Source organism: Noviherbaspirillum sp., from assembly GCF_035944575.1.
Lineage (GTDB): Bacteria > Pseudomonadota > Gammaproteobacteria > Burkholderiales > Burkholderiaceae_D > Noviherbaspirillum.
This window is the reverse complement of the sequence record NZ_DASZBA010000144.1, coordinates 18,239-30,110: the sequence shown is the minus strand read 5'-3', so window position 1 is coordinate 30,110 and position 11,872 is coordinate 18,239. Positions and strand designations below refer to the sequence as shown.

Here is an 11,872-nt window from a genome sequence, read left to right as displayed (position 1 = left end):
AATACGATACAGACAATGGGAATGATGAAACCGGCAGCCACAGCAGCAATCAGCTGCTTTGGAGTCTTGATTAGTGTTCCATGGTCGTTATGTGCGTCGCTCATTATTCCCTCAATACAAATTTCGAAACCGGCAGCGGTGCGCGCACGAGAGCAAGACTCATCGATACTGCGGCGCAATACTCGCAAAACCCTTGATTATAGACGCAAAATAGTCGATTAGGAACGTACGTTCTATATATTGCATGGACGGCACAGCCGAAAAAAGGTATCCTTCATGCCTTCCCAAGTTTCTCTACGCGGCTGTAGCTCAGTGGATAGAGTATTGGCCTCCGAAGCCAAGGGTCGCTGGTTCGATTCCAGCCAGCCGCGCCATTTAAATCAAGAACTTAGCATTCTTGTCCTTAGATCTAAGAGCTTTAGGGTTACACCCGGGTTACTTAAGTATTTTTATTTTGAAGCCCTTGAGCCCGAGCTTTAGATGCCGATATTTGTCATATGATGGCGGTCTAAACAAGATTAGACTTGTAGATGCTTTGATATGTGAAATTTAGAAAATAGCTGCACATGCTATGATTCTTGATAAACATTGCACTGTTGCAACTATTACATGGTCAATTTAGAAGGTTTTCATGGGACAAGTGCGGCTGCTGGAAAGTCGATCTTAGCTTCTCAATTTAAGATTAGTTGTAAGGAAGATGAATGGCTTGGCTTTGGAGTTTATTTTTTTGTCCAAGGGATTTCTGACCCACAAATAAATGCAGCCGATTGGGCCAAAGCCCAAGCGTATGATCTAACTTCTCGGTCTTACAAATACGAAGAATATTGCGTGTTGAAATGTTCAATCACTCTTGACGAAGGAAGAATGATTGATTTAACGGATATGGATGGATTAGTCCGTTTCAACATGCTGAAGAAGATATATTTTGATAAGATTTTTAAAGACTTTGAATTGAGTACACCGCCTAAGGAACATAACTGCAAATTGTTCAACGCGATGATCTCCCAGATCAAAGGGCAGAGCGTAAAGCATAATTTGTATATTAAAAATACACGTGAAAGACGAATGAAACTTCAGCTAAACGTGCCGAATACCACTGTTTTATGCGTACACGAAGTGGGATGTTGTGGTGCGACTCAGATTGCTGAGAAAGGAGCAGTGAAATGAATGCCGAATTTTTTGAGCGGGCACTTAAGATCCTACAGGACTTGACAACAGAAGATATAGAAAAACATCTGACAGAGTGCGGTATTGAATTCAATCGCCGTATAACTAGCTATTCAGAGGATGAAGTTGATTTTGTCGGTACCGTAGATCAACAAGATGCAGTAGAAGTTAATTTTGATTCTTGTATCAGCCAAGACGATATATTCGAAGCCGCTGCAAATGATGAGTTGTACGCTTTGGCAGCATGATCATGGCATCGCTTAAGATCAAGCCAATAAAATTTTATTTAAAGCGTCTACTGGTTTCATCTGCAGACGAAGTAGAACTTAAAAAGAAGCTAGCACTAGAAGTTAGTGTGCTCAAAGTCGACAGGAATACGATATCCATCGTTTTAAATCTGAAGCTTAGACTTGAGGAAGAAAACTTTGGAATGACGGTGACATATGCCGTCGATTTTCATGTTTCGGATGCAGAGGACGCGAATTTTGTTGTTTCAGATGAAACGCTTGATTCCCAATTTATGAAAGTAAATGCGCCTGCCATTGCATATCCCTATTTACGAGCTTTTGTTAGTACGGTGTGTATAAACGCTGGGTTCAAACCTTCTATTTTGCCAGCAGTGAATTTTCAAGCGATGTACAACATGCAAAAGCAAGCTCGGGAAAATAGTGGAGATTCAGTCGGTGACCAAGAAAATGGCCCTATAAAAATAGAGTAGGCTATTCGTATGTTGCCAAGGCGACACAGCAAATAATCCATCACAGAACATACTTCGAATCATTATTTGATAGCGGCTTAACCTTTTAGGATTCCAAAGGAAAATCGTCAGAGTATGCAAAACTCTTGCATGCTACTTTGAGCCAATCCCACTTAGTCGCCAAGGCGTATATTTCTTCTTGGAACTTTTGTTGGTCCATGAATACTATTTGAGCCAAATGATCATCGAAGTTCCAGAATACTTGGGCTAATTCCGCCTTCTCTAAGCCAAAGAGCGCCTGCGGCGCTGTTCAGTGACTGTCCAGGCGGCATAGCTAGGGGTTTAGCATGAATTGGATTCATGCATTTCTTAGTTATTGTTACGTGCAAACCAATGTAGTATTCGACTCTCAAATTCTTCTTTTGCAACAGCTTTACCGCCAGTTAAACCTTCTACTGCTTCCTCTAATGTCGTGAAGCGTATATTCTTCGTCCGGTACATCTCCATCCTTGGTTCGTTTGGGACCGGTCTGAAGTCCATAACGAACCATGCGATGTCAGAGTTAGAAGCGTGTTTAACTTCTTCCATTGTGCCAATTGATTGATAGAACGAGCGATCAACTACTACCGCCATTTTCTTTCCCCATCGCCGTAAGGTTGGCACTTTTATTTGGAGCTGCGGCATAAGGCGTTTTGGTCCGCTGCTACGATAGTCAGGACGCCTTACCTTGGTAGGCCAAATTAATCCTGTGCCGCCATTTTCCAAATTTCTTTCGATGGCTGTGAAGTCTGACCCCATCTCCGGGCCAGAAAAATACACTGCTTGAACTTCAAGTGCTGCCCAAGGCAATGGATAGTTTAAGGGTTTAGTGCGATCAACCAAGATCAAGTCGATTCGGCCAACATCTTCTCCTTTTCCGAGAGAAGTATCTTCAGAACTTTCTTCCTCTAACTCATCTTGGTTGGAGAAAATTTTTCGCTCCGATTCCAAAAATCCGACTTCACGCGCAAGACTGGGCTGACTTTGGTTCAACAGCGCTTCCCCTGCCCAGCTAAACGCATCCCCTTTCTCATGGAAACGGTTAGGACAAGTTGCGCGGATTCCACCTAGAGGGTCTTTTGTATCGGCAAACGGCTGAATACTTCCGTCGTCTTTTCGTTGATATAAGCGTAGGGAACACACTCCACCTTTTTTCGTACAAGGAAAAGTTTCGACCTCAGTAGATTTGAACGGGCAAGGTAGATTGCCTTCACGTTCACGAAGCTGAAGGCCTAACAAGCGATTTAGACGATTTATATCGTTACCCCGAAGAGGGGTGCCGGAGCTAAGCCAGTCTTCTAGTTTTGTTAATCTTTTTTGTTCAGATTTCTTAAGTTTGGTAGGATCTATTGATCGAAGCACTTCAAGTTCTGCTTCTTCTTCATTAGTTAAAACTTTTCCAGACGTATGCAAAGCTTGTAACTTCTTAAGCGCTCTACGATCATCACTTTTCATTTTACTACCAGGCAATGGCCTGAAGGTCACAAAGCGTTTCCGCTCCTCAGGTGTGATGTCATAGAAAGAATAGCCGTACCACTCCCCAATGCCAAATCGTGAGTTGCTCGATATTCTTTCGAAAAAATCATCATCGTTAGGAGATTGATGTGGGATAGAGGTCGGGGATAGGCTGTCCATCCGCCAATCTTACTAGAATTCAATTTCTATTTGGTACTAAGATTGTTCGCAGTCGTTAACCCCTCTCAACCTCTCGCTCAACTGCTTCGCTTTCCTTTGAAGGTCCGCTTGAATTTCACACTCCCAAACAGTAAAGACTTTCCATCCTAGGCTTTCCAATAAGCGTCGATTTTCCTCATCTCGAATTACGTTTTTTTCAAGTTTCGGATACCAATAGTGCTCTCTTGACAAAGGTTTGTGTCCATCTTTGCAATTGCTGTGCTGATGCCAAAAACATCCATGGACAAAAATTACAGTTTTGTGCTTGGGAAGCACTATATCGGGTCTGCCAGGTAGGTCTTTCCGGTGCACGAGAAAGCGGAAGCCAAGCCGGTGCAGTGCGGAACGTAAGGCCAACTCCGGTTTAGTATCTTTTGACCGGATTTTTGCCATTACTGCGCTTCGCTGCTCTTGTGTAATACGATCTGCCATAAAGGATTTGGCAGAACTCCGTACTGGGAGTTTCAGGTTAACCTCAACAGAGCTTTGAGAGGGGTTAATCAGAAAGTGGCAAAGCAACTTGAGATTGAACGTCAGTAGCAATGATCTGTTCACCACGTTCATATAACCTAAGCGTATCTTGAATTTGGTATCCAATAGCTCGAGCGAAAAGTGGAGGTACAGCATTCCCGACTTGTTCATACTGCTCAGAAAGTGAGCCGGCAAAAGTTACCCTATCTGGAAATGATTGAAGACGGGCTGCTTCTCGAACGCTTAGTACCCGATCTTGGTTAGGATGAATGTATGCCCCCCAATGAGGGTCACACTTAGTTAAGATAGTGCTTGCAATTCCATTAGGATCCAGCCGACCATAGCGTTTTGTATGGTCGGAGCGCCTCGCTCGCTTCATCCCCTCCGGCAGCAATTCGTGAGGGATGTCGCGCCATGAACCTCCAGGTGGTATGTACGGCAGGCGTTTTGTATTTGCAGAGCCCAAACCAGCGCACTGATGATTTGTTAACGCGTTCGAATCTAAACGAAGAAATTTTTGATACAGAGTATTAGGTTCGGAGCCATAAGCCATGGTCGGATCACCGCCACCATTCGGTATAACTGGCAGGTCACTTATCGCATCCCAAACTGTGGTCGCAGCATTTGAAGCGCACGAGATTATGTGCTCATGCGAGTAGATCAGACTCCTTCCCGCAAACTTTGCAGTGAAATTGGGTCTTCCCTTTATATTATGGGTAGGTGCAGGATATAAGCTGTCCGGATCAAAAGGAAGGCGGGTAGCTAAAAAGATGGTCCTCCATCTCATTTGGGGAACCCCATAATGAGGTGCATAAAGAATGCGGACACTTGCCTTGTAACCCAAACACTCAAGGCTATCCAAAATGGCTCTGATCGTGCCGCCATTCGAAAAAGAAACCATGCCCGGCACGTTTTCAATCAGCACTACTTTAGGCCGGAACTCGTTTACAAAATCCAAATAGTTCAGAAAAAGGTGGTTTCTGTCATCTGATGTGGACCTAGATGGAGCATTAATACTAAAGCCTTGGCAAGGCGGGCCGCCTGCTACAAGATCCAATTGTCCGACTTCTAACCCCAGCGATTCCCTGACGTTACGAATATTGTTTGGCGCAAGTGATCGAATATCATCTACATACACGTTTGTCTGTGGATGGTTCTGTGCTAGGGAGGTCGCATAGACTGGAACTATCTCGTTTGCAAAAAGCACATTGAATCCTGCCAACTCAAGGCCTGTACTCAAGCCTCCAGCACCAGCAAACAAATCAATACAAGTTCTTGGCAAATTACCCAGACTGTGGGGCAGGACATTGTTACTCATTTAATCTCTTAATAGGCGCTGCTAGGAACACAAAAGAAGCATTCGAATAGTTTACACGAAGCCACGATGACGGTTTCTTTAGATTTGAACCATGCAGCAACGCTGTATCGTTCTTTCAGGCATAAAGCCGTCGCTTGACAACATTAAAGAAAAGCACCTTTATATGAATTGCGAACGGGAATGAAATTTTAAATACGCCTATTTATTGAAAGACAGCTTTCCCATGCGCAGCAACACGGCGTTATGGTACGTGTGTTCTCGTCAGCCCGACACTCAATTGACGCCATCTGGTCCAAGAGGGACCCTGAGCGATTTAAGGTTAAGTAAGAGCAACCATCGATTCAAAAGCGTCGGGAATAAATCGGTCCGGGCGGTATCGTACGTACAATTGCCGATTTTATGGTTTCGCAAGAAAAGATGATGAAATTCTGCCTACCATTCCCCGGCAAGCCAGTACCTATTCAGCTTTCCGGCCTTATGATGCTTCATCCTTTTGTCCTTCACAAACTGATCGGTGTAAATCTACGATCGTTTATGTCAAATAATGGGCATGAAGGCCTCTATAAGCGGCTAGAGCAGGTTTTGTTAAGTCGGCGGGAGCCCACACGTGAACTCCTCGACGAACTCCTTTATTTCCTCTTAAGCCAAGGAATAACTGATGAAACCATCAACATCGTTTTTAACGACTCTCCCGTTCTGCCATGGCGGCTTGCCATGCTTGGTAGCGGATGGGACATCGAAGCGCGCTCAAATGCTTTTCTTTTGCACGTGGAAAAACAGTGTCTTGAGGCTCAACGATTAATAGTGGAAAAACGGTTTAAAGATGCAGCTATTTACATGGCATCTGACCCGCTATTGGCTCAAATAGTCTGGCCGCAGGCCTTAGAGTTACTTGCTAGCGCTAAGGACATCGTATCGATACAGCCACTGCAAGCCTCACTAATGCTTGAAACACAGCTTGGACATATTGCTGCATGGGATCTCGACTTCTGTCGCATGAACCCCAACTGCCGATCAACTTCGGTACGGACAGTACTTCCTTCGTCAGTTCACAAAGGGAAAAATCCTTATGCACTGTACTTCACTTGGCTGCGTAACGAGATCGGAGCCAAGACCATTGATTCATTTCTCGATCATAAAGCTTTCCTAGAAAATGATTTGATCATAGGACGGACAACAGCAGGAGAGTGGAACCGTGGAAGCCGATATCCTCACCCAAGTATTCTCAAAAAAATAACTGGAGCAATATTTGCAGAAGAAAATCAACCAGGTGCATGGCACCTCTATTGGGGGGCGCGTTACCTTAATTTACTCGGGTACATGGCAGAGCGCTGCACTGAACTGGCGGCATTGTATATGGGCAGCGAACAGGAAAGGAAGCTGGCACCGTGGCCGATGCTTCCTTTCAGGTACAGCAATTTTGAGGAGTGGTGCCAAAACCGTTACCAATTTTGGTACGACTTTCACAACAAAACGGTGAACTAGTTAATAAAACGGGCAAGTGTTACCGCTTCGGTGCGGGAACAGCATTGCCCCGGTTTGTTCCTGATGGCGTATTAGGCTTACGGCTCGGCCAATTGCCGCCAAAAAAACCGTTAGGCGTACGCCCCCGTCCTGGAGAGCCAGGACCTTTCGTGGGGCTGCCAACAGATCCACCTTTGCCACTATTTGCCGATTTACTCATTTAAAGCCTCCTATAGAGAACCCGAAGATTCGGTATTACAGTTTGCAATGCGAGTTTAAAAAACTATATACCGGGGTTTGGAGCGAAATGGTTCGACGCTGTAGAAAGGAAGTATGCCGAGAGCCGACCTACTTCCTCCAATGCAGAGATAAGGGAGTGTAAAAATTTTGGCTCGTCCAAAATACTTGCTTTTCAGAACGCCACCATGCGCAACGTGCCAAAACGAGTCCATTCAGACAAAGAAAGAGTGAATCGAGAACAAACAAGGAAAATTTCTTTACTCAAATACCTTGACCAGCTTTGCGAGTTCCCTGCGAATTTTCGCTGCTTTCCGTCGCAGCTCCAAGGCTCTCGCCGAATATTGACCGTGCTTGAGCGCATTGCGGTTGCCTTTAGGTGCGCCGGGACTGTTCCCACCATGCATCCTGCATCTGCGCTTTCCCTGTACTGCTGGCCCCATGCATGGTGCACCCGAGCGGGTTTTTGCTCCGCAGCGAGCAGCGGCGTGCAGTTGCATGGGGTTGTTCCTCCGCGTCATTCCTTCACCCCGCCTCGAGGGCGAGCAGGCCCCTGGGGTTGCACGCTGCCGGTCACCACCGTCTGCCCGCCATTGACCGTCACATGCTGCACCGTGACCGTCTGATTACCGCCATTCTTCACTCGATGCAGGGTAAGCAGGCCCTGCTGGTACACGGCCATCAATCTGCTTCCGGCATTGAGAAGACGTGCCAAGTCAGCAGCATCCCGTTGGCGCATCGCCTCGTCAATGACTTTAAAGGCGGTCGTATGTGCCAGCGCCATCTGGTGTGCCAGCATTTTCTCCAGGCTGTTGTCACAGTTGGCTGACTCTGCTGCGTCAAGGCCCAGTGCCAACACCTCGCTTTGTCCCTGCATCAGTAGATCGGTACGTTCAATGCTGGCCTGAATCGCTGCTGTATCCGGACTGGCCAGTGTATTGCGTATGGCCCACCCTCCTTGATTGTCTGGACGTTGCATTTCAGTTGGCGTGCATTCCCCACTGATCACAACTGGAGGAGCACGGCAGTCCAATGCCTGCTCTGCCGCCTCATTGTAAGATGTTGCTGCGATATGGAATTCAGCAGCACGCTCCGGCTGTCCGGAAAAATCGAGAGTGGATGCAAGTTTCATGTCCTGAAGCGACTCACGTTCCAATTCGATTGCCTGTCTTAATTTGTTCATCCTTGCTTACCTCAACTTTTAAGTCGGTCAGTTGCAGAGTAAGGCTCTCTACCCGGCCACTGACCTCTATCACAATTGCTCGATAACACCTTGGTGCATTCAGTGATTAAAACGGTATGTCATCATCGTCTTCGGAGTCGGTCGTGTGACTACTACTGAAATTCTCAGTAACCCGAGGGCTTTCAGCTTGATCGATATACTCAGATGCAATGACGTTCAGTCTCTGCAGGGAGGGGAGAAGCATTTTTAAAGCACGTCGCGCAACTAAAATATCTTCTTCGATTTGCAATATGGCAGCGTGATCTGCTCGGGCAGCCCAGGAACAATTTATGTTGGGTCGGATATCAGAATAGTACTGATCACAACTGTAGACCTCGTTGTCGACCTTCTTCATGAACTTATCCACAGTTCTTAAAATCTTCTCAATTTGATCTGCACGACGCTTAATGGGACGGAGGTCGATTTCTTTGACGATTACTTCTTTCATGATGAACTCCTGTTCAAGTCAATAAGTGAGAATTTGTTGTCGCAAAAAGGAAAGACGCTGGTTGCTGCGGAAACGATTTATATGTATTCGGCGACTTTGTCTTTTAAGTCGAATCAATCGATGAAACCGATATAACCGATTCAACGCGCCAGCTTTCGGCGTTCTGGTTAATGGGGGCGCGAACCAGTTTCAAGTCGTGAACGATCCGTCCCGCGTGGCGCTTGATCCAGCGTCCTAGCCGGCGGGAATTGATGCCATCCCGCTCGCCCGCAATTTCCTCCAGCAGATCGCGCAGGTCATCGGTCTCTGGACTTGCCATCAGGACCTTGCGTTTGAGGTCCCGGACCATAATTGGGTGCTTGCCGAATAGTTTGACCAACACCAGCAGCAGCCGGCCCAGTGTTTCCCGATCAGGATCGATGTCCATCCCCTCGAATACCGATGTGGCCGGATCAGGAAGCCCCAGCCAGATGAGTGGCTTGCGGCACCAGTCGGTCCATTGATTGAAACTGGCGATTGTCTTGCAGTTGGTTTGTGCACTTTTGTTTGCAATATATGCACGCATGATGGTCAGCGCCGCACTGACGTATCGTCCACGGTTGTTCCGTACTTCACCGACCAAATCTGGTCGGCTGAATGTACGCGTTGCTGGCGTTTCGCATCTCGGGTCCAGGTTGATGGTGACGCAGCGCCGGGTCATGTCGGCCACGGGACCAACATTGTTTCCTGATGACAGAAGCAGTACCTGCGTATTGACCGTCGCCGTCTTGGAAAGCCCCAGAATGCGTCCCGTCATCCGGCCACTGGTCAGTGCGGTGCACAAGCTCTTGTGTGCCAGCAGATCGCAGTTAAGATTGTCGAACTCGATCACGGCAGGTGCCTGCAGCAGTTCTGCCAGCAAAAGTTTGCGGCATTCCTCGTCTTCGACTGGAAATGTTGTCGGCGTACCAGCCTGGGCAGTGGCGAATGCCGTGATCAGCTCGCACAGATACGATTTTCCGGCACTGATTTGCGGTGCACGCACATGAAACATTGGTGCGGTCGGCAAATTCGAGCGGATGGTGGCTGTCAATATTGCACACAGGGCTGCGCTGCGATCTGATTCTTGTGCGAATGAGAATTCGCTCAGCAGCTCGGCGATGACGGTAAAAGACCCCAGCGCTTGCTCACGGGTTGGAATATCCGGAATCGCAAAGTCCTGTGCGGAGAAGGCGCCGTACATGCCAGTCTGAGCGTCGTAACCGGGATGGCAGCACAGGGAGCCGTCCAGTCGCAGGTACGGCTGGCGAGCCAGGCCGTTCAATGCCGGCAGATGCGGATAGCAGCTGCCATCGAAGAGGACATTGGTATGTTTCGCAGGGGGATCACAAGGAATCCAACCGCCAGAATTCCCGTTGACCCGCTCCCATACGGCTGCTTTGGATAGCGCCCGCAGCAGTGCCGGTTGACTAATCGTCTGTACGCAGGTTTCTTTTGTGCCAGGATCGGTGACGACCGTGACAATCATCCCGCCACGCTGGAAGTACTGACCGGTAAGGGTCAAGCTGCGTTCGGCAGCATCCACGATCTGGTCCAGCTCTCCCGGGATGATGCGAATGATCGGCTTCATTCGCGCAGCCGACATGGGTACACCGAGGAAGTCGAGCAGGGCACGGATACGGATTTTGTCTCCGTGGGAATGCAGGCATTTGAAGCCGCCGAGAGGCGTGGCGTCGCTCGGTTCGAAATATGCAGCACCACCATCGATGCCACCGGAATGTTCAGCTGCCCATGGACAGGTGATGTCATGCTTGCCTTCCGCCAGTAAGGACTTGTACAGTCCTTTCGCGCGTAGAGCGGCAATGACAGGATTGTCGCTCGGTAGAGTGAACAGGGCTTCGGCTGCTGAGCTATCACCGCAAGCATTCTTTGCCTTGGCAGCCTTTCCTTTCTTTCCAGCAGATTGCATGTCGAGGCGCATGCCGTTGATGATTTGCTCAACCGTATAGCGCCGGTCAGGCGCCCATTCCGCGAGACGACAGGGAAAGGGCGGATCATACTTGCCGTTGATCCCGACCGGCAGGCGCGCGAGGCGGCTTTGCGGCCCATTTGCACCGGGATCGCACAGATCCGCAGCAATAACTGCGTTCATCAAATGGTCTGCCAAACTGCCGTCTGTCAGGGGTTCGGCAAGAATGTAGCCAAGCTGATAATTGCCTGATGATGTCTCGATCGCCCACGAAGGGGACAGCGAAACGCGTCCCGCATCGACTTTGCTGCCTACATCGTCCAGCATGATGGCGTGAAGGGCGGCGAAATCCTTTTTACGGCGCCGATGTTTGCCGTCTTCGCTCTGATGAAACGTCGCCAGTGCGAAGTAGTTATTATCTTGCGAAGACAACACTCGGCCAGGTTGCAGACGTGTCGCCTGCCATGCTCTTGCTTCCGCATTTTTAGGATTCCCACTGAACGAAACGATCATCGGCAGAGGATCTGGGTTATTGCCGATAATCTTCTGCAGGAACACTTCATTTCGCACAGAATCGGTTTTATCGGTTTTATCGATTCTTGCCACGGCATCTGTCTCCGATTGCGTCGAATTCGGAAACATCTCCTCCATTTCTGCATGGCCCGTTATTATTACGGAGTCGAGTGCTGTTGAGCCTTGCCGAAGCAGCAGAGGCGCAATGAGGTCATTTTCCGATCTCAGCGGGGTGATCAAAGGTGACGGGCTTTCCACTACTGCACGAAATGCATAATGGTCACCTTCAGCAGGTGCGTCGATGAGGCTAATGGGCTCATGCATCGCGTGAGGCCTCCACAGTCCGCGCAGCCAGGAAGGCATCGAGGTCACTCTTGCGGTATTGAACCAGACGCCCAACCTTGATGTACGAAAGTGAATAGCGCTTAGTGCAGCGCCAGATGGCAAGGGTTTCTTCTGCTACGCCCAGGTACGAGGCGGCCTGAGCCGGGATCATTCTTTCTGGATAACCGGTTGCAGGAAGAGCCGCGGCCTCTCCATTGTTAGAAGAAACAGCCATGGTGCCATCCATGCCCGTCAATGAAGTACTTGCCAGGGATGCGTTGGGCCCTCTTTGAATTGGGTCTTTCATTAGAATTGCTCCTGTTTTTTGAATCCGTACGCAGGATGCTCGG

12 protein-coding genes and 1 tRNA gene are annotated in these 11,872 nt (G+C 48.4%); 5 read left to right on the top strand and 8 right to left on the bottom strand.

Annotation, left to right across the window (positions count from 1 at the left end):
• Positions 1–298 precede the first annotated feature (298 nt).
• From VGU61_RS10195 to VGU61_RS10180, 4 genes are all read left to right on the top strand, one after another.
• Positions 299–374 (top strand) — tRNA-Arg (locus tag VGU61_RS10195).
• A gap of 235 nt (positions 375–609) precedes the next feature.
• Positions 610–1,167: a hypothetical protein gene (locus VGU61_RS10190; protein ID WP_326859007.1), complete on the top strand. Its 558-nt coding sequence runs from the start codon at positions 610–612 to the stop codon at positions 1,165–1,167.
• Positions 1,164–1,415, top strand: coding sequence for a hypothetical protein (locus VGU61_RS10185; protein ID WP_326859006.1), 252 nt, complete (start codon positions 1,164–1,166; stop codon positions 1,413–1,415). Before VGU61_RS10190 ends, VGU61_RS10185 begins: the two co-directional genes overlap by 4 nt.
• A 2-nt stretch (positions 1,416–1,417) precedes the next feature.
• Positions 1,418–1,885 (top strand): protein-export chaperone SecB, encoded by a 468-nt coding sequence (locus tag VGU61_RS10180; RefSeq protein WP_326859005.1) that lies wholly within the window; start codon positions 1,418–1,420, stop codon positions 1,883–1,885.
• A 348-nt stretch (positions 1,886–2,233) separates the two neighbouring features.
• On the opposite strand, the gene VGU61_RS10175 is transcribed toward VGU61_RS10180, so the two are convergent.
• The 3 genes from VGU61_RS10175 to VGU61_RS10165 all read right to left on the bottom strand — a co-directional run bounded on the left by VGU61_RS10175 (position 2,234) and on the right by VGU61_RS10165 (position 5,366).
• On the bottom strand, positions 2,234–3,538 hold the full coding sequence (locus VGU61_RS10175; RefSeq protein ID WP_326859004.1) for a NotI family restriction endonuclease: 1,305 nt from the start codon (positions 3,536–3,538) through the stop codon (positions 2,234–2,236).
• A 36-nt stretch (positions 3,539–3,574) separates the two neighbouring features.
• Positions 3,575–4,009 (bottom strand): very short patch repair endonuclease, encoded by a 435-nt coding sequence (locus VGU61_RS10170; protein WP_326859003.1) that lies wholly within the window; start codon positions 4,007–4,009, stop codon positions 3,575–3,577.
• A gap of 64 nt (positions 4,010–4,073) precedes the next feature.
• Entirely contained in the window at positions 4,074–5,366 is a 1,293-nt protein-coding gene (locus VGU61_RS10165; RefSeq protein WP_326859002.1) for a DNA cytosine methyltransferase, read from the bottom strand.
• 399 nt (positions 5,367–5,765) lie between these two features.
• Here VGU61_RS10165 and VGU61_RS10160 point away from each other — a divergent pair, with 399 nt between their 5' ends.
• Positions 5,766–6,851 (top strand): hypothetical protein, encoded by a 1,086-nt coding sequence (locus VGU61_RS10160; protein WP_326859001.1) that lies wholly within the window; start codon positions 5,766–5,768, stop codon positions 6,849–6,851.
• Between the two features lie 476 nt (positions 6,852–7,327).
• On the opposite strand, the gene VGU61_RS10155 is transcribed toward VGU61_RS10160, so the two are convergent.
• The 5 genes from VGU61_RS10155 to VGU61_RS10135 all read right to left on the bottom strand — a co-directional run bounded on the left by VGU61_RS10155 (position 7,328) and on the right by VGU61_RS10135 (position 11,829).
• Positions 7,328–7,567: an HGGxSTG domain-containing protein gene (locus VGU61_RS10155; RefSeq protein ID WP_326859000.1), complete on the bottom strand. Its 240-nt coding sequence runs from the start codon at positions 7,565–7,567 to the stop codon at positions 7,328–7,330.
• Between the two features lie 17 nt (positions 7,568–7,584).
• Positions 7,585–8,250 carry a hypothetical protein gene (locus tag VGU61_RS10150; protein WP_326858999.1) on the bottom strand — a complete coding sequence of 222 codons (666 nt, stop codon included), beginning with the start codon at positions 8,248–8,250 and terminating at the stop codon, positions 7,585–7,587.
• Between the two features lie 106 nt (positions 8,251–8,356).
• Entirely contained in the window at positions 8,357–8,737 is a 381-nt protein-coding gene (locus tag VGU61_RS10145; protein ID WP_326858998.1) for a hypothetical protein, read from the bottom strand.
• A gap of 103 nt (positions 8,738–8,840) precedes the next feature.
• Positions 8,841–11,522: a hypothetical protein gene (locus VGU61_RS10140; RefSeq protein WP_326858997.1), complete on the bottom strand. Its 2,682-nt coding sequence runs from the start codon at positions 11,520–11,522 to the stop codon at positions 8,841–8,843.
• On the bottom strand, positions 11,515–11,829 hold the full coding sequence (locus tag VGU61_RS10135; RefSeq protein WP_326858996.1) for a helix-turn-helix domain-containing protein: 315 nt from the start codon (positions 11,827–11,829) through the stop codon (positions 11,515–11,517). The genes VGU61_RS10140 and VGU61_RS10135 overlap by 8 nt, the downstream gene beginning before the upstream one ends.
• Positions 11,830–11,872 lie beyond the last annotated feature (43 nt).

Excerpts from the sequence above, each read along its gene's own strand:
- VGU61_RS10190 (WP_326859007.1), top strand. The coding sequence starts at position 610 with ATGGTCAATTTAGAAGGTTTTCATGGGACAAGTGCGGCTGCTGGAAAG.
- VGU61_RS10175 (WP_326859004.1), bottom strand. The coding sequence starts at position 3,538 with ATGGACAGCCTATCCCCGACCTCTATCCCACATCAATCTCCTAACGAT.
- VGU61_RS10160 (WP_326859001.1), top strand. The coding sequence starts at position 5,766 with ATGGTTTCGCAAGAAAAGATGATGAAATTCTGCCTACCATTCCCCGGC.
- VGU61_RS10170 (WP_326859003.1), bottom strand. The coding sequence starts at position 4,009 with ATGGCAGATCGTATTACACAAGAGCAGCGAAGCGCAGTAATGGCAAAA.
- VGU61_RS10150 (WP_326858999.1), bottom strand. The coding sequence starts at position 8,250 with ATGAACAAATTAAGACAGGCAATCGAATTGGAACGTGAGTCGCTTCAG.
- VGU61_RS10165 (WP_326859002.1), bottom strand. The coding sequence starts at position 5,366 with ATGAGTAACAATGTCCTGCCCCACAGTCTGGGTAATTTGCCAAGAACT.
- VGU61_RS10145 (WP_326858998.1), bottom strand. The coding sequence starts at position 8,737 with ATGAAAGAAGTAATCGTCAAAGAAATCGACCTCCGTCCCATTAAGCGT.
- VGU61_RS10140 (WP_326858997.1), bottom strand. The coding sequence starts at position 11,522 with ATGCATGAGCCCATTAGCCTCATCGACGCACCTGCTGAAGGTGACCAT.
- VGU61_RS10135 (WP_326858996.1), bottom strand. The coding sequence starts at position 11,829 with ATGAAAGACCCAATTCAAAGAGGGCCCAACGCATCCCTGGCAAGTACT.
- VGU61_RS10180 (WP_326859005.1), top strand. The coding sequence starts at position 1,418 with ATGGCATCGCTTAAGATCAAGCCAATAAAATTTTATTTAAAGCGTCTA.
- VGU61_RS10185 (WP_326859006.1), top strand. The coding sequence starts at position 1,164 with ATGAATGCCGAATTTTTTGAGCGGGCACTTAAGATCCTACAGGACTTG.
- VGU61_RS10155 (WP_326859000.1), bottom strand. The coding sequence starts at position 7,567 with ATGCAACTGCACGCCGCTGCTCGCTGCGGAGCAAAAACCCGCTCGGGT.